The sequence below is a fragment of the Variovorax sp. 278MFTsu5.1 genome (assembly GCF_048305045.1).
GTDB lineage: Bacteria > Pseudomonadota > Gammaproteobacteria > Burkholderiales > Burkholderiaceae_C > Variovorax > Variovorax guangxiensis.
This window is the reverse complement of record NZ_CP157622.1, coordinates 1,871,121-1,890,856: the sequence shown is the minus strand read 5'-3', so window position 1 is coordinate 1,890,856 and position 19,736 is coordinate 1,871,121. Positions and strand designations below refer to the sequence as shown.

The following is a 19,736-nucleotide window of genomic DNA, read 5'->3' as shown; positions in this document are numbered from 1 at the left end:
CTCCCGCCCGCGAGCCCCGCCATGAAAACCTGTCTGATAGTGATCGACGCCCAGGAGTCGTTCCGCCAGCGCGCCTACTGGAACGAAAGCCAGGCCGCGCCCTACTTCGCCGCGCAGAACGCGCTGATCGAAGGCGCCGCCGCCGCGCGCCTGCCCATCGTGCGGGTCCTCCACACCGACGAGCCCTCAGACGCCAGCAACCCCTTCGCGGTCGAATCGGGCCATGTGCACCCCATCGTCGGGCTGGCCGCCTTCGACGCCGCCGCCACCTTCACCAAGCACCGCCACAGCGCGCTGGTGAACAGCGGACTGGACGTGTGGCTCACGCAGAACGGCATCGGCCGGCTGATCGTGAGCGGCATCCGCACCGAGCAATGCTGCGAGACCACCACGCGCCACGCCTCCGACCTGGGCTGGGAAGTGGACTACGTCACCGACGCCACCCTCACCTTCGACATGAAGCATACCGACGGCAGCCCGCTGGCCGCCACCGACATCAAGGCCCGCACGGCCGCCGTGCTGCATGGCCGGTTCGCCACCGTCTGCACCGTGGCGCAGGCGCTGGAACGGGCGGCGGCATGAGCGACAGCGCCAGCCTGCGCGTGCTGATCCTCGCCTTCGACGGCGTGGAAGCGCTGGACTTCGCCGGCCCCTTCGAGGTGTTCACCACCGCGAGCCGGGTCAGCCAGCGGATGCGCCCGGGCTCGGCGGCACCGTTCGAGGTCGCCTCGGTAGCGCTCGCCGCCGCCGGCCAGCCTGTGCGGGCCCGCGCCGGCCTTCAGCTGCTGGCGAACCACGCACTGGCCAGCAGCCCGCCAGCCGACGTGCTGATCGTCCCCGGTGGGGTGGTCGATGCGCCGATGGCCAGCCCCGAGACACTGCGCTGGATCGCCCGCACCGCCGCCGAAGCGAAGATCGTCGCGTCCGTCTGCACCGGCGCCTTCCTGCTTGCCGCCAGCGGCGTGGTGACGAACGACGCCGTCACCACCCACTGGGAAGACATCGCCGATCTGCGCGAGCGCTTCCCCTCGCTCGATGTGCGCGAGGGCGTGCGCTGGGTCGACAACGGCCGCATCGTCAGCTCCGCGGGCATCAGCGCCGGCATCGACATGAGCCTGCATCTCGTCGAGCGGCTGGCCGGGCTCGAACTCGCCGAGCGCACCGCGCGCCAGATGGACTACGAATGGAACCGCAGCAACCCGAGCCCGCCCCCATCCGCGTAGTCTTCGTCCTTCTGCCCGGCAGCCTCGTGCTCGACTGGGCCGGGCCGGCGGAGGCGCTGCGCATCGCCAACCAGCGGCTGCGCGCGGCGGGGCGGGCCGAGCGCTTCGCCATCGAATTCGCCAGCCCCCGGCCGACGGCCATGGGCTCGGTGGGCGTGGCGCTGGCCGGGCTCTCGCCGCTGCCCACGGCCTGGGACGGCCCCGGCTGGGTCGTGCTGGTCGGCCTGCCCGGCGACGCCATCGCCATCGACAACCCCGAGACGCAGGACCTCCTGCACTGGCTGCGCGGCCTGCGCTTCGAGCGTGGCCGGCTGGAGCTGGTGACCGTCTGCGCCGGCGCCGTGCTGGCGGCGCACGCCGGGGCACTGGCGGGCCGGCGCGCCACCACGCACCACCATCACCTGGGCGAGCTGCGCGAGGTGGAGCCGCGCTGCGAGGTGGTGAGCAACCGCGTGTTCGTGATCGATCCGCCGCTCTACAGCAGCGCGGGCGTGACCACCGGCATCGACCTGATCCTGCACCGCATCGGCGAACTGTGCGGCGAGGCGCTCGCGGCGCAGGTCGCGCAGTCGATGGTGATGCCGCTGCGCCGCGGGCCGCACGATCCGGAGCTCTCGCCCTTCCTCGCCCATCGCAACCATCTGCACGCCGCGCTGCACCGCGTGCAGGACGCCGTGAGCGAGCAACCACAGGCCGACTGGAACGTGCCGCGCATGGCCGAGGTGGCGCATACGTCGGCGCGGCACCTCACGCGGCTCTTCGTCGAGCATGCGGGCGTGGCGCCTCTGGCCTACCTGCGGCGGCTGCGGCTCGCGACGGCGCAGCTGGCGCTGGCCTCGGGCGCGAGCGTGACACGGGCGGCGGAGCAGTCGGGCTTCGGCTCCGATACGCAACTGCGCCGCGCGTGGCACCAGTTCGGGCTGCCGGGTTCGCCTTCGGAAGCGGGCCCGTCTTCCCGCGCCTGACACCGCTCAGTGCCAGACACCCGCAGGGGCCGGCCCCGGCACCCGCAGCAGCCTGTCGTCGCCGATCTCCAGCAGCCGGTTGGCGGCATAGCTGTTCTGCGAATCGGGCTCCAGCGCCGCGCTGACCAGCGGCGACAGCGGCTGTGCCAGCGACACGTAGAAGCTGCCCGGCTGCACCACCGCACGGCCATGGCGCAGCCGCACGCGGAAGGCGCGGATCGCCTCGCCATCCTCGATGGCGCCGCGCGCGTCCTGCCGCTGGCCGTCGGTCTGCGAAAGGATTTCGTAGCGTTCCACCGACCACGGCGCCGCGCTGTCGATGCGCTCCACGCGCACACCCAGCATCTGCAGACGCTGCACGGCCACAGTCTCGCTCGAAGCGAGCAGGTAGCCGCAGGGGCGCGGGCGCGCATTGACGATCTTCAGCGGCTCGGCGGCGCGCCAGTCGACGTCGACGGCCTTGTCCTCGCCGGTCCTGGCATCGAGGAAGTCGAGGCGCTGCCGCGTCGGCGTCTGCCAGGCCTCGACCACCACGTCGCCCTGGCAGGCTTGGGCCTTCGCGCGCTGGCCGGCCTGGGCGGTGAGCTGCATCAACGCCGGCCCCTGCCGCGCCGCCGTTTCGATCACGGTGGTGGCGGCCAGTACCTGCGTATGCACGCGGCGCGCGAAATGCGCGCGGCCGAGCCCCACGCCGCGCACCTCGAGCAGCAGGCTCACGGCCTGGCGCAGCGCGCTCACGTTGCGGCCGGTGTCGGGCTGCACGCCGCCCATCGACACGGTGCGGTCGTCCGCCTTGCCGCCGGAAGTGGTGTGGTACTTGAAGCCCTGCAGGCCCGCGCGCGCGAAGGCGGCCTGGATGGCATCGACGTAGTCGCGCTGCGCGCTCGCGGCGATGGCGGCGTCGAGGTTGCCCACGGTGGCCGGCTGCAGCAGGCCGTCGTATTTCATGACGGCGCCGAACTTGTCGATCCAGCGGCCGCCGACTGTGAACTCGTGCAGGTCGAGCACCACCTGCGGCGCGTAGCGCAGGGTGGCCGCCGCGATCACGCGGGCCTCGGGCGTGCGCAGCAGCAGGTGGTCGCGGTTCACGTCGATGCCGTTGGCGGTGACGCGGGTGAAGCGCTCGGCGCCGTCGGGGTTGCCGCGCGGCACCAGGACCAGATTGACCTTCTTCAGCAGCGCCGAGCCCGGCTCGGAGGCGAACTGCTGCGCCAACGCCAGCACCGCCTCGCCGCCGGCCGGCTCGTTGCCATGCTGCTGGCCGATCACCATCACCGTGGGCCGGGCCGGGTCGACGCGGCCCTGTTCGGCCAGCACCACCAGCGGCATCTCGCGGCCCTGCTGCGACGTCCCTATGCGCTCGACGCGCACGTTGGGCGACTGGCGCGCCAGCTCGTCCAGGAAGGCCAGCATCTCGGCATGCGAGGGGAAGTCGGTGCGGCCCGGGCGAAAGCCAGGCGTGGCGTAGCTCACCGGCGGATCGGGAAAGCGCGCGGCAATGGCCGGCGGCTCGGTCCACACCTTGGCGGGATCGAACTGGGCCAGGGCCGAGGCGGTCGGCAGCAGGGCCAGGCCGGAAACGCACAGGAAGCGGAGGGAGGGGGTGCGCAGCATGGCGCGCATTGTCCTCCGGCCCGACTCGCAGCAGATTCAGGTGTGGTTCAGTTCAAGCGCGCCCCTTTCTTCCAGAGATACCGCGGAACCGGCTCCGCCGGGCCGCAGGTATCGCCCCCCGGAAGGGGGTTGGCGCAGCGACACGAAGTGCGCGAAGCCTGGGCGCGAGTCAAGTACAAGCCCGGGCGCGCGCCAGCAGCAGCGCACGTTCGCGGGTGTTGCGAGTGAGCGCCGCGGCGCGGTCGAACTCCCGGCGCGCCTCGTCGAGGCGGCCGAGCTTGAAGAGCAGGTCGCCGCGCACGGTCGGCAGCAGGTGGTAGCCCTTGAGCGCGGGCTCGTCCAGCAGCGCATCGGCCACCTCCAGCCCGGCCGCCGGGCCGAAGGCCATCGACAACGCCACCGCGCGATTGAGCTCGACGATGGGCGACGGTGTGAGTTCGGCCAGCGCATCGTAGAGCGCGGCGATACGCCCCCAGTCGGTTTCGCCGGCGGTGCGCGCGCGGCCGTGGCAGGCGGCGATGGCGGCCTGCAGCGCATAGGGGCCGAGCGCCCCGCCCAGCGACTCGGCTCGCGCGAGTGCGGCGAGGCCGCGGCGGATCAGCATCTGGTCCCAGCGCGCGCGGTTCTGCTCCAGCAGCAGCACCGGCTCGCCCGAGGGCCCCATGCGCGCGGCGGTGCGCGAGGCCTGGATTTCCATCAGCGCGACCAGCCCGTGCACTTCCGATTCCTTCGGCACCAGCTCGGCCACGATGCGGCCGAGGCGCAGCGCCTCTTCGCACAGCGCGGGGCGCATCCAGTCGTCGCCGGCGGTGGCCGAGTAGCCTTCGTTGAAGACCAGGTAGATCACCTCCAGCACCGAGGCCAGCCGCGCCTCGAGTTCGTGCCGGCGCGGCACCTCGAAGGGCACGCGCGCCTCGGCCAGGGTGCGCTTGGCGCGCACGATGCGCTGCGCCACCGTGGCCTCGGGCACGAGGAAGGCGCGCGCGATCTCGTCGGTGGTCAGGCCGCCCATCACCCGCAGCGTGAGCGCCACCCGCGCCTCGGTCGAGAGCACCGGGTGGCAGGCGGTGAACACCAGCCGCAGCAGGTCGTCGCCGATGTCGTCGTCGAGTGCGGCATCGACTGCCTCGGCGAAGTCGTCCTGCGCCATCTCGTGCCGCGCGTCGAGCTCGCGGCCGATCTCGCCGGACTTGTGCTCGGCCAGTTGCAGGTGGCGCAGGCGGTCGAGGGCGCGGCGCTTGGCCACGGCCGTGAGCCAGGCGGCGGGGTTGTCGGGCACGCCCGATTCGCTCCATTGCTCCAGGGCCGAGACCAGCGCGTCCTGGGCCAGCTCTTCGGCCAGCCCTACGTCGCGCACCATGCGCGCGACGGTGGCGATGATCTTCGCGGACTCGATGCGCCACACCGCCTCGATGGTGCGGTGGATGGCGGCCGTGTCCACGCGGCCCCCGGCCTGGCTCATGCGCCGGTCTTCTTCACCGTCTGCATCGACGTGAATTCGCCGGCCACCGCCTGCACGTCGGCCGGAAAGTCTTCCATCTCCTGAATCTGGCGCACCTCGATGACCTCGTTGTCGCCGCCGGGGCAGCGGCTGGCCCATTCGATGGCGGCGGCACGCGAGGGCACGTCGATGATCCAGAAACCGCCCAGCACCTCCTTCGCCTCGGCGAAGGGGCCGTCGACGACCTTGGGCTTGCGGTTCCTGAAGCTCACCCGAGCGCCCATGGAGGGCGGGTGCAGGCCGTCGCAACTGACCAGCACGCCGGCCTTCTGCAGCGACTCGTTGTAGGCCATCATGGCCGACACCGCCTCGACGTCGTCGGGGATGGTGCCGGGCGCGGCGGTCTCGTAGCCGTGGGGAATCATCAGCAGCATGAATCGCATGGTGCGTCTCCTTGGGTTCGGTCGGGTTGCACGGGTGGCCGGTTCAGCCACCGGCCTTGGTGCGGGCCTCGGTCTCGGCGCGCAGGCGGTCTTCCTGGGCGAGCAGTTCGGGGGTCATGGAGTCGCCGAAATCGGCGGCCTCGAACACCTGGCGGATCTCGATCTCGCCTTCCTGGAAGGGGCTGCGCTTGATCCACTCGATGGCCTCCTCCTTCGACTTGCACTGGAACAGCCAGAAGCCGGCCAGCAGCTCCTTGGTCTCGGCGAAGGGGCCGTCGATGACGGTGCGCTTGGTCGGGCCCTCGCAGCGCACGCGCACGCCCTTGGAACTGGGATGCAGGCCCTCGCCCGCCAGCAGCACGCCGGCCTTGACCAGTTCTTCGTTGAACTTGCCCATGGCGGTGAGGATTTCGGTGCTGGGCATCACGCCGGCTTCGGAATCGGCGTTGGCCTTGACCAGAATCATGAATCGCATGTCGTTTCTCCTGAAGGTTGATGGTGGTGAAGCGGCGTCGGAATCTGCCTGCTCCTGTTCACACGTCGGACGAGCGGAAGCCGGATCGACACGGATGCATCGATCCATTTGTAATTTTGTGTTTCTGAAATTGAGGTTTCAGGGCAGATAGCCGCAGAAGCGCAGCACATGGCCGTCCGGCTCCCGGATCGCGAATTCGCGCAGCCCCCAGGGCTGGGAGGCAGGCGGCTCGATGACCACCACGCCGCGCTTCACGTAGGCGGCATGCAGGCCGTCGATGTCCTTGCCGACGTGGATCACGATCTCGCCGCGCCAGGGTTTGGCCTCGCGCGCGTTGCACTGCCAGAGGCGCAGATAGACCGGGTCGCCGTAGCTGCGATCGCCCTTCTTCACCCGCGCGTAGCTGGGCGGCTCGCCGGCGATGAAGTCGAGCTCGAAGCCCAGCACGTCGCGGAACCAGCGCGCGGCGCGGGTGACGTCGGACACCGGCAGCACGGGCTGCACGCCGTGGAATTCGTGCAGCGTGCCCAGGTCGGGCGCGGGGCTCACGCCGGCCTGCATGCTCATTTCAGTTCGCCATGCGGCGCAGGGCGGCGACGCGCTCGGCGATCGCGTCGATGTCCAGGGCGTCCTCGGCCTTCGCCAGGTAGGTTTCGAGGTCGCGCACGGCCGATGCCGTGTTGCCCTGCTCCGCGTGCGCGATGCCGCGGTCGCGGTACTCGCCCCAGGCACTGGGCAGCAGCGCGATCAGGCGGTCCTGCACGGCGATGACACGCTGCCAGTCTTCCTGCGCGTGGTGCACTTCCTTCAGGTTGCGCAGCATGCGGGCAATGATTTCGCGCGAACTGGCGGGCTGCAGGTACAGGCCCAGCGGCACGTCGAAGTCGCCGACCAGGCCGTTGCTGCGCTTGTAGGGCTCAAGCCGCTCGCCGAGTTCTTCGCGCGACAACGACTTGCCGGTGAACGGGTCGATCACCACCTGCCCCTTGGGCAGCGTCACCTTGAGCATGAAGTGGCCGGGAAAACCGATGCCGCGCGCCTGCAGGCCCAGGCCCTGCGCCAGCTCCATCCAGAGCACGGCCAGCGAGATCGGGATGCCGCGGCGGGTGCGCAGCACGGCGTTCAGGTAGCTGTTGTCGGGGTCGTAGTAGTCGTTGACGTTGCCGCCGAAGTTCAGGTCGTTGAAGAAGAACTGGTTCAGCGCCCGCAGACGGGCCAGCGGTGCGGCATCGGCGGGCAGGCGGCGGCGCAGGCGCGCCAGGAGCTGGTCGACGTCGCCCAGCACCTGCTGCACGTCGAGATCGGGGTATTCGTCCTGCGCCAGGCTGGCGGCGGCTTCGAGCAGCGGAAACTGTTCGTCGCTGCGGACCAGCGACTCGAAATACTCCAGGGCGGTTGGAACCTGAAAGCTGAACGTCATGTGGCTTTGTAGAGGAGCATTTCCGGAGCGTCAAGAAGGGGCACACGCGGATTGCGTCCGCCTGGAAAGCCCGGCGGGGCCTCAGCGGCGGATGAAGCTTCGCAGCCGCACGCCGACCGCCGCCAGCACGCCGAAATACAGCAGCGCCGAGCCGGCGATCAGCGCGGCCAGCAGGCCGATGCGCAGCAGGCGCTGCTCGCGCAGGGCAACCCAGTCGAAATGCGCCGAGCCCCAGACCAGCAGGCCCGCGAGCACCGCCGTGCCCGCGACGACCTGCAGCGCGAACCGCCCCCAGCCCGGCTCGGGCTTGTAGCTGCCGCGGCGGATCAGCCCGACCAGCAGCCAGGCCGAATTCACCAGCGCCCCGATGGCGATGGTCAGCGTGAGCGCCGCGTGCTGCAGCACCGGCACCAGGAAAACGTTGAGGATCTGCGTCAGCACCAGCACGCCCACCGCGATGAGCATCGGCGTGCGCGTGTCGTGCTTGGCGTAGTAGCCCGGCGCGAGCACCTTCACGGCCACGATGCCGACGAGGCCGACGCCGTAGCCCATCAGCGCCAGGGTGGTCCGGCCCACGTCCTCGCCCGAATACGCGCCGTTGTGGAAGAGCACCGTCACCAGCGGCTTGGCGAAGAGCAGCAAGGCGATGGCGCACGGCGCCGACAGCAGCACCACGAGGCGCAGGCCCCAGTCGAGCAGCGAGGAATAGCGCGCGTCGTCCTTGGCTGCGCGGGCGCCGGCCAGTTGCGGCATCAGCACCACGCCCAGCGCCACGCCGAGCATGGCGGTGGGGAATTCCATCAGCCGGTCGGCATTGGTGATCCAGGTGACGCTGCCCACCGCCAGATGGGAGGCGATCTGCGTGTTGATGAGCAGCGAGATCTGCGCCACGCTCACGCCCAGCAGCGCGGGCAGCATCAGCTTGAGCACCTTGCGCGTGTTCGGGTCGGTCCAGGCGGTGCGCAGGGCCCGCAGGCTCAGGCCCAGGCGCGGCAACAGCCCCAGCTTGCGCAATGCGGGAATCTGCAGGGCCAGCTGCAGCACGCCGCCGGCCATGACGCCCACGCACTGGGCGTAGATCGGCTCGATGCCCCAGTGCCTGAAAAGCGGCGCGCCGACCAGGATCGACAGGATCAGCGCCACGTTCAGCAGCACCGGCGACGCCGCCGGCACCGCGAACTTGCGCCAGGTGTTGAGAATGCCGCCCGCCAGCGCCACCAGCGACATGAAGCCGATGTACGGGAACATCCACCGCGTCATGACCACGGCCGCCTCGAAGCCCGGCAGCCCGCTGGCCATGGCCCAGACCAGCAGCGGCGCGCCGACCACGCCGGCCACGCACACGATCACCAGCGTCCAGGTCAGCAGCGTGGCGACGTGGTCGATGAGCTGGCGGGCGCCCTCGTCGCCCGCTTCGGTCTTGCGGGCGGCCAGCACCGGCACGAAGGCCTGGCTGAAGGCGCCTTCGCCGAAGACCCGCCGGAACAGGTTCGGGATGCGGAACGCGACGTTGAAGGCGTCGGTGAGCGCGCTGACGCCGAAAACCGAGGCGAAGAGCACGTCGCGCACGAGGCCCGTGATCCGCGAGGCGAGGGTCAGCAGGGAGACGGTGGAGGCGGATTTGAGCAGGGACACGGAGGCCGAGTTTAGGCCCCGTCGGCCCCCCGAAACGCCCGGATTCGCCGGAAAAGCCGACCCGGCCTATAATGGAGGGCTTTGCTGCATCATCCTCAGACACCTAAGGACATAAATCATGGCATCCGCCAAGCCCAAGAAAAAGAACCCGCGCCTCGCCTCCGGCCGTAAGCGCGTCCGCCAGGACACCAAGCTGAACGCAGCGAACACCTCGCTGCGCTCCAAGTACCGTACCGCTGTCAAGAACGTCGAAAAGGCTGTTCTGGCTGGCGACAAGACCAAGGCAAGCGAACTGTTCGCGAAGGCCCAGAGCATCGTCGACGCGATCGCCGACAAGGGCATCTTCCACAAGAACAAGGCAGCCCGCGACAAGAGCCGCCTGTCGGCCAAGGTCAAGGCCCTCGCCCTCGCGCCTGCAAAGGCCGCCGCCTGACACCTGTCAGGCAAGCCCGGACCGGAATCCTCCGGTCCGCCGTTTGATCGGGGTGCGCTGCAGCAAAGTGAAAAACCGCCTTCGGGCGGTTTTTTCATGCCCGATCGGTTTGCAGTTCCTGGTGAACCCGGATTACGGGCAAAGAAAAAGGCCTTGTCAGGCCTTTTTGGGGGGGATCGGTGCGTCGGGCACCAGGCAGGCTTCGGCCACCTGGAGATCGTTGTCCCTTGCGAAGTTCACGCAGAAGTCCCAGGCCATCGGCTCGGCATCGCGCAGCGCGCGGTTCACGACCACGCATTTCACGCCGTTGATGGTCGTCGGAATGCACCAGGGCGAATAGCTCAGGTGGCTGCCCGGGTAGGCGCCACCGGGACGGAAAGAGCACATGACACCGGCCAGACGCTCGGCCCAATCGCTCGGGCGGAAGGTCCGGCCATCCTTGGTGATGCCCTGGATGAAGATTTCTTTGGCTGTGGGGGAAATCATCGTTGAATGAAGCGACCGGAGCAGGTGCTGCGGTGCAGCAAGCGATTCTATCCGCGCCCCTTTTTGCATCCTGAACATGGGGCATTGCTGTGATGCGCAATCCTCAACGAAGCCGTCAAACCACGCGCCTAGAATCCGCCTTCCCTATCTGGAGAACCCGAATGAGCGCTACCGCCCAGCCCACCTCGCCCCACGTCATGAACACCTACGGTCGCCTGCCGATCGCACTGTCGCACGGTCAGGGTTGCCGAGTCTGGGACACCGCGGGCAAGGCCTACCTCGACGGCCTCGGCGGCATCGCGGTGAACACGCTGGGCCACAACCACCCCGAGCTGGTGCCGGCCCTGCAGGACCAGCTGACCAAGCTGATCCACAGCTCCAACTACTACCACGTGCCCGGCCAGGAACAGCTCGCCACCAAGCTGACCGAGCTCTCCGGCCTCACCAACGCCTTTTTTTGCTGTACCGGCCTCGAAGCCAACGAAGCCGCCCTCAAGCTGGCGCGCAAGTTCGGCCACGACAAGGGCATCGAGCGCCCCGAGATCGTCGTCTACGAAGCCGCCTTCCACGGCCGCAGCATCGCCACCCTCTCGGCCACGGGCAATCCCAAGGTGCAGGCCGGCTTCGGCCCGCTGGTCGAGGGCTTCATCCGCGTTCCGCTGAATGACATCGAGGCGCTGAAGAAGGCGACCGAAGGCAACCCGAACGTGGTCGCCGTGTTCTTCGAAACCATTCAAGGCGAAGGCGGCATCAACCCGATGCGCTGGGAATACCTGAAGCAGGTGCGCCAGCTGTGCGACGAGCGCGACTGGCTCATGATGATCGACGAAGTGCAGTGCGGCATGGGCCGCACCGGCAAGTGGTTCGCCCACCAGTGGGCGGGCATCAAGCCCGACGTGATGCCGCTGGCCAAGGGCCTGGGCTCGGGCGTGCCGATCGGCGCCGTGGTGGCCGGCCCCAAGGCCGCCAACATCTTCGGCCCGGGCAACCACGGCACCACCTTCGGCGGCAACCCGCTGGCCATGCGCGCCGGCGTCGAGACCATCCGCATCATGGAGGAGCAGAACCTGCTCGAGAACGCCGCCACCGTGGGCGCCCACCTGAAGGCGGCGCTGGAGCGCGAGCTCGGCGGCCTGCCCGGCGTGAAGGAAATCCGCGGCCAGGGCCTGATGATCGGCATCGAGCTCGACCGTCCCTGCGGCGTGATCCTCAACCGCGCCTGCGACGCCGGCCTGCTGCTGAGCGTGACGGCCGACAAGGTGATCCGCCTCGTGCCGCCGCTCATCCTGAGCATCGCCGAGGCCGACGAGATCGTCGCGATCCTCGCGCCCATCGTCAAAAACTTCCTCTCGGAGCCTGCAGCCCAATGACGACGACCGCGCCCGCAGCCATCCGGCACTACCTGCAGTTCTCGGACTTCACGGCCGACGAATACGCCTACCTCTTCGATCGCATGGCGATCATCAAGAAGAAGTTCAAGACCTACGAGAAGCACCAGCCGCTGGTCGACCGCACGCTGGCCATGATCTTCGAGAAGGCAAGCACGCGCACCCGCGTGAGCTTCGAGGCCGGCATGTACCAGTTGGGCGGCAGCGTGGTGCACCTGACCACCGGCGACAGCCAGCTCGGCCGCGCCGAGCCCATCGAGGACAGCGCCAAGGTCATCAGCCGCATGGTCGACCTGGTGATGATCCGCACCTACGAGCAGACCAAGATCGACGCCTTCGCCGCGCACTCGCGCGTGCCCGTCATCAACGGCCTGACCAACGAGTTCCACCCCTGCCAGATCCTGGCGGACATCTTCACGTACATCGAACACCGCGGGTCACGCGGTGCCGGAGGCGACGCACTTTCCTGCCTGAAGGGCAAGACGGTCGCGTGGGTCGGCGACGGCAACAACATGGCCAACACCTGGCTGCAGGCGGCCGAAATTCTGGGCTTCACGGTGCACGTGAGCACGCCCAGCGGCTACGAGGTCGACCAGTCGATCGCCGGCATCCGCTCGGGCGACAGCTACAAGGTCTTCAAGGACCCGATGGAAGCCTGCCGCGGCGCCGACCTCGTCACCACCGACGTCTGGACCAGCATGGGCTACGAGGCCGAGAACGAGGCCCGCCGCAAGGCTTTCGCCGACTGGTGCGTCGACGAGGAAATGATGCGCGCGGCCCAGCCCGACGCCCTCTTCATGCACTGCCTGCCCGCCCACCGCGGCGAGGAAGTGCAGGCCGAGGTCATCGACGGGCCGCAGTCGGTGGTGTGGGACGAGGCGGAGAACCGCCTGCACGCCCAGAAGGCGCTGATGGAGTTCCTGCTGCTGGGCAGGCTCTGATCCGGCAGACGACCTTTTCCGATCCGCGAGGCGCCGCGCATGGAACTGATGAACCGCTACCTGCCGCGATACCAGTTCGCGGAGGAGCACAGCCTCCACGTGCCGGCCGCGCCCGGCCGCGTTCTCGACATCGCGAGCCGCCCCGAGGTGGTCGACGACCCGGTCGCCCGCCAGCTGATCGCGCTGCGCGAACTGCCGAACCGGCTCGCCGGCCGGCTCGGTTTCGCATCGAACCTGCAGCACCGCCCGGCCTTCAGCCTGGCTGAATTCACGCCGCTGGGCCGCGATGGCGATCGTGAACTGGCCTTCGGCCTCGCGGGCCGCTTCTGGCAGTCCGACTACGGGCTGGTTCCGCTCGCAGATGCATCCGCCTTCGCCGCGCTCGACGCCACCAGCCTTGCCAAGCTGGTGCTCAACTTCACCGCCCGGCCCGAGGGCCAGGGCACGCGCCTCACCACCCGCACGCGCATCTGGTGCGGCGACGAGGCGTCGCGGCGCAGATTCAACCTCTATTGGCTGCTGATCCGTCCCGCGAGCGGGCTCATCCGCCGCCGGCTCCTGCGGCGCGTGCATGACGCGGCCCTGCAACCATGAACTCCTGCCAGCAATGCGGCGCCTGCTGCGCCAGCTACCGCGTCGACTTCAGCGTGCATGAACTCGACGACAACGGCGGCAAGGTGCCCTCGGGCCTCGCTGTCGAGGTGAACGACGCCATCTGCCGCATGCGCGGCACCGACCATGCGTCGCCGCGCTGTGCCGCGCTCACCGGCAAGATCGGCCAGTCGGTGGGCTGCGGCATCTACGAGTGGCGCCCCAATCCTTGCCACGAGCTGGAGGCCGGCAGCGATGCCTGCGAACGGGCGCGAGCCCGGCACGGCCTGCCGGCGCTGTCTTCACTGCACTGACCGCCCGCCCCACGGCTTCAACTCGTCACGCCTGGTGTTGGAAATAACCGACACCACGACCCCTCGCCCGGCGCTAACTTCGCGCCATGCGTTCACAGCAACCCCGCTCCCGCATCTGGGACATCTCTCCGCCCGTGCATGAAGGCGCGCCGGTCTTTCCCGGCGACACGCCCTACCAGCAGCGCTGGGCCGCGACCATCTCGCCGGGCTGTCCGGTCAACGTCAGCGAGATCAAACTCTCGCCCCACGTCGGCGCGCACGCCGATGCGCCCCTGCATTACGACCCCGAAGGCCAGACCATCGGCGACGTCGACCTGACGCCCTTCCTCGGCCCCTGCCGGGTGATCCACGCCATCGACAAGGGCCCGCTGATCGAGTGGGAGCACATCTCCCACGCCGTCGACAGCACACTGCCGCAGCGCGTGCTGGTGCGCACCTACGCCACCATGCCCGTCGGCCGATGGGACCCTCAACTCTCCGCCTACGCGCCCGCAACCGTCGAGCGCCTGGCCGCCATGGGCGTGAAGCTCATCGGCATCGACACCGCCAGCATCGACCCGGCCGACAGCAAGACGCTGGAAAGCCACCAACGCATCCGCCGCCTCGACCTGCGCGTGCTCGAGAACCTCGTGCTCGACAACGTGCCCGAAGGCGACTACGAACTCATCGCGCTGCCGCTCAAGCTGGTCAGTGCCGATGCCTCCCCCGTTCGCGCCGTGCTGCGCGAACTCCCTCGCTGAAACCTCCGACATGACGACCCTTGAAGACTGCCGCGCGCTCGACGCGCAAGACCCGCTGCGCGCCCTGCGCGACCAATTCACCATTCCCGAAGGCGTGCTCTACCTCGACGGCAACTCGCTCGGCGTGATGCCCAAGGCCGCGCCTGCGCGCATCGCCGAAGTGGTGACGCAGGAATGGGGTGAAGGCCTCATCCGCTCGTGGAACACCGCGAGCTGGTTCGACCTGCCGCAGCGCCTGGGCGACAAGGTGGCCCGCCTGATCGGCGCCGCGCCCGGCGAGGTGGTATGCACCGACAGCACCTCGGTCAACCTCTACAAGGTGCTGTTCGCGGCGCTCTCGCAGCAGAAGGACAGCGGCCGCAAGCTGGTGATCAGCGAGCGCAGCAACTTCCCGACCGACCTCTACATCGCCGAATCGCTGTGCCGCGAACGCGGCTTCACGCTGAAGCTGATCGAGGCGAGCGAATTGCCCGGCGTACTGACAGAGGACGTGGCCGTGCTGATGCTCACGCACGTCAATTACCGCACCGGCGCCATGCACGACATGAAGGCCGTCACCGCCGCCGCGCATGCCGTGGGCGCGCTCACGGTATGGGACCTCGCGCACAGCGCGGGCGCCGTGCCCGTGGCCTTGAACGACAGCAATGCCGACTACGCCATCGGCTGCGGCTACAAGTACCTCAACGGCGGCCCCGGCGCGCCGGCCTTCGCCTGGGTGCACACCAGGCACGCGGGCCAGTTCGAGCAGCCGCTTTCGGGCTGGTGGGGCCATGCGGCGCCCTTCGAGTTCACGCCGCACTACCGTCCCGCTCCCGGCGTGGGCCGCTATCTGTGCGGCACGCAGCCGATCATCGCGCTGGCCGGGCTCGAATGCGGCCTCGACACGGTGCTCGCGGCCGAGTCCTTCAACGGTGACTTCGGTGCGATGTCCGCGCTGCGCGCCAAGTCGCTCGCGCTCACCGACATGTTCATCAGGCTGGTCGAGGAGCGCTGCGCCGGCCAGGGCCTCTCGCTGGTCACGCCGCGCGAGCACGCGCAACGCGGCTCGCAGGTGTGCCTCAGTCGTGAGGAAGGCGCGTACGCCATCGTGCAAGCCTTGATCGCGCGCGGCGTGATCGGCGACTATCGCGCCGGCGACTCGCAGATGCCCGACATCCTGCGCTTCGGCTTCACGCCGCTTTACATCGGTTTCGAGGACGTGTGGAACTCGGTCGAGCACCTCGTGCAGGTACTCGAGACCGGCGAGTGGCAGCGCCCCGAGTTCAATCGCAAGAACGCGGTGACCTGAGTTGCGCCCGACCATGAAACATCGACTGCTCACCCTTTCGGCCGCGCTGCTGATGCTGGCGGTGCCCGCCTTCGCACAGCAGCCGGCCTTCACGCTGCCGCAGCTCAAGGCCTTTGCCGAGCAGGCGCCCGACGCCTTCCGCGCGCAGGTCAAGAGCCAAGGCTTCTCGTATGCCGACAAGACCGTGACCGATCAGGTCAGCATGATCGAGTACGAGAAGTTCGTCGACGGCCAGACCACGCGCCTGATGAAGTCCACCTACGTGGCCAGCCGCAGCGGGGAAGACGGCATACAGCTCACCCTCACCGACAAGGCCGCCTTCGAGCGCCTCGTGAAGGAAGCGCGCGACACCGGCTACAAGCCCGGCGAGAAAGGCCGCATTCCCGGCGGCGAGACCTACCAGGAGTTCAAGCGCGGCAACGAAGTCGTGCGCTTCGTCTATCCGAAGAAAGATACCGGCATGGGCCTGCCCTCCTACACCGCCGTGGTCTGGCGATGACCACCTGCCAGCAAGCATCATGAGCACCGAAAAGACAACGACCGAGAACATCGTCCACGAAGAGAAGGCCCAGCTGGACTTCAGCAAGTCCATGAGCTACGGCGACTATCTGCACCTCGACGAAATCCTCAGCGCGCAGCATCCCCTGTCGCCCGCGCACGACGAGCTGCTGTTCATCGTGCAGCACCAGACCAGCGAACTCTGGATGAAGCTGATGCTGCACGAGCTGCACGCCGCCATCGGCTGCATTTCCGAAGAGAAGCTGCCCGACGCGTTCAAGATGCTGGCGCGCGTGAGCCGCATCATGGAACAGCTGGTCAACGCCTGGACCGTGCTGTCGACCATGACGCCGCCCGAGTACACGGCGATGCGCCCCTACCTCGCCAATTCCAGCGGCTTCCAGAGCGCGCAGTACCGCTGCATCGAATTCGCGCTCGGCAACAAGAACGCCGCCATGCTCAAGCCGCACGCGCACCGCGCCGACCTGCTGGCGCAGGTCGATGCCGCCTACCGAGCGCCGTCGCTGTACGACGAGTCGCTGCGCCTGCTCGCGCGCCACGGCCTGCCCGTGCCCGCCGACCGGCTGGAGCGCGACTGGACCCAGCCCTACGAACCCAGCGACGGCGTGGAGGCCGCCTGGCTCACGGTCTACCGCAACCCGCACGACCACTGGGACCTCTACCAGCTCGGCGAGAAGCTCACCGACCTGGAAGACGCCTTCCGCCTCTGGCGCTTCCGCCACGTGACGACGGTGGAGCGCGTGATCGGCTTCAAGCGCGGCACCGGCGGCACCGGCGGCGTGAGCTACCTGCGCAAGATGCTCGACGTGGTGCTGTTCCCCGAAATCTGGAAGCTGCGCACGGACCTGTAGCCTGCGCGCGGCGGGTGAAGCACCGGCACGCTGCTCACCCGCCGCAAACGCCCTCATGAAGCTGGGGTGGCCCGGATTGCCCCGCGAGCTCAAAGCGCTACATTTTTGAAAACGATGGAGGCGCCGACATGAACGACATCCGGTTCACACCCGACGAGCTGGCCACCCTGCGCGAGCACGGCATCGTGCTCTTCGCCGATCGCGTGATCTTCGAGGCGCAGCCGCCGATGCCACAGGAGGAAATCGACGCGGTGCAGGCACTTTGCTCGGGCCCTCTCCCCGAAGCGCTGGTCGCGCTCTGGCGGGAAACCGCTGGCGGGCGCCTCGACTACGACCTTTCGCTCGATATGAACGGCAACCTCGAAGGCATCAGCTGGAGCGAGCTCTTCTGGAACGGCAGCGACGGCTACGACGACCTGCAGGGCTGGATCGGGCACGAGCAGGAACTGGCCCGCGAGGCCGCCGAGGAAGGCGGCACGCCCTGGGGCGGCAAGCTCACGCATCTGCCCTTCGGCGGCTTCGAGTACACCGACCGCATCTACGCGGTGGTCGAGCCCGGCGCGGCGCACGGGCAGATCGTCGCCTGGAAGAAGGGCCTGCCGCCCGCCTGGACGCACGCGCTGCACGAGGACAGCGTGAACACCATCGCACCGGACCTGCGCGGCGCCTTCGCGGCGCTGCGCCTGGACGAAGACCCGCTCGCGCCCACCAGCGACTACTTCTCGGGCCAGACGCTGCTCGCCTATCTCGACGACAGGCACGAGGAGCACGGTCTGGACTTCGACCTGATGGACAAGCTGGTGACCTTCTACTGCCGCGCCGTCGTCGACTGGCGCACGCCGCTGGCCGAAGGCACGCTGCGCCACAAGCCGCAGCTGGCGCGCGTGGCCCTGCGCCATGCGATCGGAACGGACGATGCCCGGCTGGTCGCCGAACTGGCCGCGGCGGGCGTGGCCTTCGACGGGCCGCAACAGGGCAGCGCGCTGGCCACCGACGTCGCCGTGGGCCAGGGCGCCTTCGCCGCCGCCTCGGCGCTGGTGCGCGCGGGTGCTCCGGTGGCAGCGGATGCGCTGCGCAACATCGACGGGCAGATCTCGCCCGAGCTCACAAGTGCGTTGCTGGACAACGGCGCCGAGCCCAACGTCGCGGCCATCGTCAAGTGCGCGGCCTGCGGTGCGCCGGCGAGCGCGCACCTGATCGCGGATGCCTGCGCGAAGGCGGGCATCGACGTGCCGCCTGCCTTCGTCGCGGAGCGCGACGCGATGCTGCTCGAACTGGAGACCGCGCTCGCGAAGATGCAGGGCGGCAAGTACGGCCACTATCTCGGACAGGAAGGGCTGGCCGAGCGCATCGAGCATCTACAGACCTTCAGGCTCTGAAGGTTCCTCCTCTCCCAGCCTCTGCTCAGCCGCCGTACAGCCAGGGCTGGTCGAGCAGCTTCGCGCCGAGCAGGCGCATCGCCATGTCGCGGCCCAGCCGCACCGGGCCGGTGGCGTGGAAGATCTCGCCGTTGCGGCGTGCGCGCGCCTGCACCTGCGCGTTGCGAGCCCAGCGCGTCTGGGCGTAGCGGGCGAAGGCGGCGGGCACGTCGGCCGCATCGCCATCGGCAAGTGCATCGGCGAGCGCCACCGCGTCCTCGATGGCCATGCCTGCGCCCTGCGCGAGGTACGGCACCATGGGGTGCGCCGCGTCGCCCACCAGCGCGACGCGTTCGTGCGCCATGTCGGCAGGGCCCGTCATCGGCGCGCGATCGCCCAGCGACCATGCGCGCCAGCCGGGCATGGCATCGAGCAGGGATTGCAGGCTGGCGCAGCTGCGGCCCATGGCCTGCTTCAGCGCGGTGATGCTGGTGGACTGGTCCCAGTCGCGCGCGTCGCCGGCCGGGGCGGATTCGGCGATCACGACCACATTGAGCCATTCGCCGCCGCGAACCGGATACGCCACCGCATGCAGGCGCGGGCCGAGCCAGACATCGACCCGGCCGCGCCGCAACGCGGCCGGCAAGGCGGGCTGCTCGACCAGCGCGCGCCAGGCCGTGTGACCGGTGACACGCGGCGGCTGCGCCGCCGAGGGGCTGTCGAGCTGCCGCCGCACCATGCTCCAGAGGCCGTCTGCCCCGACCACCGCCTCGCCCTCCCAGGCGCGCGCGTCGGTGCTCGAGAGGCAGACGAGATCGTCGCTGGTCTCGACCTGCCTGATCTGCGCGCCGGTCACCAGCGCGCCGGTGCCGCGCGCGCGCACGGACTCCAGCAGCAGGCCGTGGAGGTCGGCTCGATGAACGCAGAAGTAGGGGGCGCCGTAGCGCTGCTGCATGGTATCGCCCAGCGGCATGCGGGCCAGCTCGGAGCCGCTTTCGGCGCTGTGGACCACCAGCGCCTCGGGCCGCGCCGCGATGGCCGCGAGCCCGGTGCCGAGATCGAGTTTCCGGAGTCGCCGCGTGGCGTTGGGCCCCAGCTGCACGCCGGCGCCGATTTCACCGAAGGCCGGAGCCTGTTCGAAGACGTCGGCCCGGTGCCGACCTTGTGCGAGTGCCAGCGCAGTGGCCAGCCCCCCGATGCCGCCCCCGGCGACGAGGATGTGCGCAGGCATCGGTCTCAGCGGCCGTGCATGGACGGGCTGCTGGCGACCTGTTCGGCTTCCGGTTGTTTGAGGGGTGCCTTGGGAGCGCAGCTGCCGCAGCTGTCGCACGAGCCGCAGCCCGATGTCTTGGCCAGCGAGGCCGCCAGCTCCTTGGCGCGTTCTTCATCGATCAGGCCCGCGCGCTGCGTGCCTGCCGCGAGTTTCTGCGCGGCGCCACGGCGCCACCCTGCGGGCATCCAGCGCCAGACCGCGTAGAACGCGGCGGCCGCGACGATCAATCCGACGATCAGTTGTTGCGTCATATCTCAAATACTCCAATCCCGAAGCCTACACCGCGGGGAATACCGCGGAACCGGCTTTGCCGGGCCGCAGGTATTGCCCCCGGAGAG

Annotated in this window: 23 protein-coding genes; 13 read left to right on the top strand and 10 right to left on the bottom strand. The window is 69.2% G+C overall.

The genetic code is table 11. The features are described 5' to 3' along the window. Nucleotides 1–21 precede the first annotated feature (21 nt). Genes ABL844_RS08380 through ABL844_RS08370 form a run of 3 tightly spaced genes read left to right on the top strand, consistent with a single transcriptional unit; the run spans nt 22 to nt 2,188 of the window. Complete coding sequence (locus tag ABL844_RS08380) at nt 22–582, top strand: cysteine hydrolase family protein (protein ID WP_418130983.1); 561 nt, start codon at nt 22–24, stop codon at nt 580–582. After that, the gene (locus tag ABL844_RS08375) at nt 579–1,223 is read left to right on the top strand and encodes a DJ-1/PfpI family protein (RefSeq protein ID WP_418130982.1); all 645 of its coding nucleotides are present in this window, start codon (nt 579–581) and stop codon (nt 1,221–1,223) included. The genes ABL844_RS08380 and ABL844_RS08375 overlap by 4 nt, the downstream gene beginning before the upstream one ends. Continuing rightward, a complete protein-coding gene (locus ABL844_RS08370; protein WP_126022724.1) occupies nt 1,184–2,188 on the top strand; it encodes a GlxA family transcriptional regulator in 1,005 nt (334 codons plus the stop codon). The genes ABL844_RS08375 and ABL844_RS08370 overlap by 40 nt, the downstream gene beginning before the upstream one ends. A gap of 6 nt (nt 2,189–2,194) precedes the next feature. Here ABL844_RS08370 and ABL844_RS08365 read toward each other — a convergent pair whose 3' ends face one another. The 7 genes from ABL844_RS08365 to murJ form a co-directional block, all read right to left on the bottom strand. Further along, nucleotides 2,195–3,802 carry a M14 family metallopeptidase gene (locus ABL844_RS08365; protein ID WP_165909636.1) on the bottom strand — a complete coding sequence of 536 codons (1,608 nt, stop codon included), beginning with the start codon at nt 3,800–3,802 and terminating at the stop codon, nt 2,195–2,197. 169 nt (nt 3,803–3,971) lie between these two features. After that, nucleotides 3,972–5,264: an RNA polymerase sigma factor gene (locus ABL844_RS08360; RefSeq protein ID WP_418130981.1), complete on the bottom strand. Its 1,293-nt coding sequence runs from the start codon at nt 5,262–5,264 to the stop codon at nt 3,972–3,974. Then, a complete protein-coding gene (locus ABL844_RS08355) occupies nt 5,261–5,686 on the bottom strand; it encodes a YciI family protein (protein WP_369659212.1) in 426 nt (141 codons plus the stop codon). The genes ABL844_RS08360 and ABL844_RS08355 overlap by 4 nt, the downstream gene beginning before the upstream one ends. 43 nt (nt 5,687–5,729) lie before the next feature. Beyond that, nucleotides 5,730–6,161, bottom strand: coding sequence for a YciI family protein (locus tag ABL844_RS08350; RefSeq protein WP_019654629.1), 432 nt, complete (start codon nt 6,159–6,161; stop codon nt 5,730–5,732). A gap of 138 nt (nt 6,162–6,299) precedes the next feature. Continuing rightward, the gene (locus ABL844_RS08345) at nt 6,300–6,728 is read right to left on the bottom strand and encodes a bleomycin resistance protein (protein WP_126022720.1); all 429 of its coding nucleotides are present in this window, start codon (nt 6,726–6,728) and stop codon (nt 6,300–6,302) included. 1 nt (nt 6,729) lies between these two features. After that, nucleotides 6,730–7,581, bottom strand: coding sequence for a SirB1 family protein (locus ABL844_RS08340; RefSeq protein ID WP_126022719.1), 852 nt, complete (start codon nt 7,579–7,581; stop codon nt 6,730–6,732). Nucleotides 7,582–7,662: 81 nt separating this feature from the next. Continuing rightward, nucleotides 7,663–9,216, bottom strand: a complete 1,554-nt coding sequence (gene murJ / locus ABL844_RS08335) for a murein biosynthesis integral membrane protein MurJ (protein ID WP_418130980.1) — start codon at nt 9,214–9,216, stop codon at nt 7,663–7,665. A 118-nt stretch (nt 9,217–9,334) separates the two neighbouring features. Between murJ and rpsT the strand changes: the two genes are divergently transcribed. Beyond that, on the top strand, nt 9,335–9,649 hold the full coding sequence (gene rpsT / locus ABL844_RS08330; RefSeq protein ID WP_019654625.1) for a 30S ribosomal protein S20: 315 nt from the start codon (nt 9,335–9,337) through the stop codon (nt 9,647–9,649). A gap of 156 nt (nt 9,650–9,805) precedes the next feature. On the opposite strand, the gene ABL844_RS08325 is transcribed toward rpsT, so the two are convergent. Next, complete coding sequence (locus ABL844_RS08325; protein WP_093124243.1) at nt 9,806–10,135, bottom strand: DUF3579 domain-containing protein; 330 nt, start codon at nt 10,133–10,135, stop codon at nt 9,806–9,808. 161 nt (nt 10,136–10,296) lie between these two features. Between ABL844_RS08325 and ABL844_RS08320 the strand changes: the two genes are divergently transcribed. The 9 genes from ABL844_RS08320 (at nt 10,297) to ABL844_RS08280 (ending at nt 18,146) form a co-directional block, all read left to right on the top strand. Further along, nucleotides 10,297–11,505, top strand: a complete 1,209-nt coding sequence (locus tag ABL844_RS08320; RefSeq protein WP_369659216.1) for an aspartate aminotransferase family protein — start codon at nt 10,297–10,299, stop codon at nt 11,503–11,505. Next, nucleotides 11,502–12,464, top strand: coding sequence for an ornithine carbamoyltransferase (argF, locus tag ABL844_RS08315; protein WP_126022716.1), 963 nt, complete (start codon nt 11,502–11,504; stop codon nt 12,462–12,464). Before ABL844_RS08320 ends, argF begins: the two co-directional genes overlap by 4 nt. A gap of 39 nt (nt 12,465–12,503) precedes the next feature. Next, a complete protein-coding gene (locus ABL844_RS08310; RefSeq protein ID WP_295984552.1) occupies nt 12,504–13,058 on the top strand; it encodes a hypothetical protein in 555 nt (184 codons plus the stop codon). Then, nucleotides 13,055–13,369: a YkgJ family cysteine cluster protein gene (locus ABL844_RS08305; protein WP_418130979.1), complete on the top strand. Its 315-nt coding sequence runs from the start codon at nt 13,055–13,057 to the stop codon at nt 13,367–13,369. The genes ABL844_RS08310 and ABL844_RS08305 overlap by 4 nt, the downstream gene beginning before the upstream one ends. 86 nt (nt 13,370–13,455) lie before the next feature. Further along, nucleotides 13,456–14,109: an arylformamidase gene (kynB, locus tag ABL844_RS08300; RefSeq protein WP_418130978.1), complete on the top strand. Its 654-nt coding sequence runs from the start codon at nt 13,456–13,458 to the stop codon at nt 14,107–14,109. 10 nt (nt 14,110–14,119) lie between these two features. Next, nucleotides 14,120–15,397: a kynureninase gene (gene kynU, locus ABL844_RS08295; RefSeq protein ID WP_418130977.1), complete on the top strand. Its 1,278-nt coding sequence runs from the start codon at nt 14,120–14,122 to the stop codon at nt 15,395–15,397. A 13-nt stretch (nt 15,398–15,410) separates the two neighbouring features. After that, nucleotides 15,411–15,896 (top strand): hypothetical protein, encoded by a 486-nt coding sequence (locus tag ABL844_RS08290; protein ID WP_418119552.1) that lies wholly within the window; start codon nt 15,411–15,413, stop codon nt 15,894–15,896. Nucleotides 15,897–15,915: 19 nt separating this feature from the next. Next, nucleotides 15,916–16,767: a tryptophan 2,3-dioxygenase gene (kynA, locus tag ABL844_RS08285; RefSeq protein WP_418130976.1), complete on the top strand. Its 852-nt coding sequence runs from the start codon at nt 15,916–15,918 to the stop codon at nt 16,765–16,767. Nucleotides 16,768–16,895: 128 nt separating this feature from the next. Beyond that, nucleotides 16,896–18,146, top strand: coding sequence for an SMI1/KNR4 family protein (locus tag ABL844_RS08280; RefSeq protein ID WP_418130975.1), 1,251 nt, complete (start codon nt 16,896–16,898; stop codon nt 18,144–18,146). Between the two features lie 25 nt (nt 18,147–18,171). On the opposite strand, the gene ABL844_RS08275 is transcribed toward ABL844_RS08280, so the two are convergent. Both ABL844_RS08275 and ABL844_RS08270 read right to left on the bottom strand, forming a co-directional pair. After that, a complete protein-coding gene (locus ABL844_RS08275; RefSeq protein ID WP_418130974.1) occupies nt 18,172–19,356 on the bottom strand; it encodes an FAD-dependent monooxygenase in 1,185 nt (394 codons plus the stop codon). 5 nt (nt 19,357–19,361) lie between these two features. After that, nucleotides 19,362–19,649, bottom strand: a complete 288-nt coding sequence (locus ABL844_RS08270) for a DUF6587 family protein (RefSeq protein ID WP_418119549.1) — start codon at nt 19,647–19,649, stop codon at nt 19,362–19,364. Nucleotides 19,650–19,736 lie beyond the last annotated feature (87 nt).

What these genes read in the sequence shown, in the direction of transcription:
- kynU (WP_418130977.1), top strand. Translation starts at nt 14,120, where the DNA reads ATGACGACCCTTGAAGACTGCCGCGCGCTCGACGCGCAAGACCCGCTG.
- ABL844_RS08340 (WP_126022719.1), bottom strand. Translation starts at nt 7,581, where the DNA reads ATGACGTTCAGCTTTCAGGTTCCAACCGCCCTGGAGTATTTCGAGTCG.
- ABL844_RS08380 (WP_418130983.1), top strand. Translation starts at nt 22, where the DNA reads ATGAAAACCTGTCTGATAGTGATCGACGCCCAGGAGTCGTTCCGCCAG.
- ABL844_RS08325 (WP_093124243.1), bottom strand. Translation starts at nt 10,135, where the DNA reads ATGATTTCCCCCACAGCCAAAGAAATCTTCATCCAGGGCATCACCAAG.
- ABL844_RS08270 (WP_418119549.1), bottom strand. Translation starts at nt 19,649, where the DNA reads ATGACGCAACAACTGATCGTCGGATTGATCGTCGCGGCCGCCGCGTTC.
- ABL844_RS08305 (WP_418130979.1), top strand. Translation starts at nt 13,055, where the DNA reads ATGAACTCCTGCCAGCAATGCGGCGCCTGCTGCGCCAGCTACCGCGTC.
- ABL844_RS08310 (WP_295984552.1), top strand. Translation starts at nt 12,504, where the DNA reads ATGGAACTGATGAACCGCTACCTGCCGCGATACCAGTTCGCGGAGGAG.
- ABL844_RS08320 (WP_369659216.1), top strand. Translation starts at nt 10,297, where the DNA reads ATGAGCGCTACCGCCCAGCCCACCTCGCCCCACGTCATGAACACCTAC.
- kynB (WP_418130978.1), top strand. Translation starts at nt 13,456, where the DNA reads ATGCGTTCACAGCAACCCCGCTCCCGCATCTGGGACATCTCTCCGCCC.
- ABL844_RS08355 (WP_369659212.1), bottom strand. Translation starts at nt 5,686, where the DNA reads ATGCGATTCATGCTGCTGATGATTCCCCACGGCTACGAGACCGCCGCG.
- ABL844_RS08275 (WP_418130974.1), bottom strand. Translation starts at nt 19,356, where the DNA reads ATGCCTGCGCACATCCTCGTCGCCGGGGGCGGCATCGGGGGGCTGGCC.
- rpsT (WP_019654625.1), top strand. Translation starts at nt 9,335, where the DNA reads ATGGCATCCGCCAAGCCCAAGAAAAAGAACCCGCGCCTCGCCTCCGGC.
- ABL844_RS08290 (WP_418119552.1), top strand. Translation starts at nt 15,411, where the DNA reads ATGAAACATCGACTGCTCACCCTTTCGGCCGCGCTGCTGATGCTGGCG.
- ABL844_RS08280 (WP_418130975.1), top strand. Translation starts at nt 16,896, where the DNA reads ATGAACGACATCCGGTTCACACCCGACGAGCTGGCCACCCTGCGCGAG.
- ABL844_RS08350 (WP_019654629.1), bottom strand. Translation starts at nt 6,161, where the DNA reads ATGCGATTCATGATTCTGGTCAAGGCCAACGCCGATTCCGAAGCCGGC.
- kynA (WP_418130976.1), top strand. Translation starts at nt 15,916, where the DNA reads ATGAGCACCGAAAAGACAACGACCGAGAACATCGTCCACGAAGAGAAG.
- ABL844_RS08370 (WP_126022724.1), top strand. Translation starts at nt 1,184, where the DNA reads ATGGAACCGCAGCAACCCGAGCCCGCCCCCATCCGCGTAGTCTTCGTC.
- ABL844_RS08345 (WP_126022720.1), bottom strand. Translation starts at nt 6,728, where the DNA reads ATGAGCATGCAGGCCGGCGTGAGCCCCGCGCCCGACCTGGGCACGCTG.
- argF (WP_126022716.1), top strand. Translation starts at nt 11,502, where the DNA reads ATGACGACGACCGCGCCCGCAGCCATCCGGCACTACCTGCAGTTCTCG.
- ABL844_RS08365 (WP_165909636.1), bottom strand. Translation starts at nt 3,802, where the DNA reads ATGCTGCGCACCCCCTCCCTCCGCTTCCTGTGCGTTTCCGGCCTGGCC.
- ABL844_RS08360 (WP_418130981.1), bottom strand. Translation starts at nt 5,264, where the DNA reads ATGAGCCAGGCCGGGGGCCGCGTGGACACGGCCGCCATCCACCGCACC.
- ABL844_RS08375 (WP_418130982.1), top strand. Translation starts at nt 579, where the DNA reads ATGAGCGACAGCGCCAGCCTGCGCGTGCTGATCCTCGCCTTCGACGGC.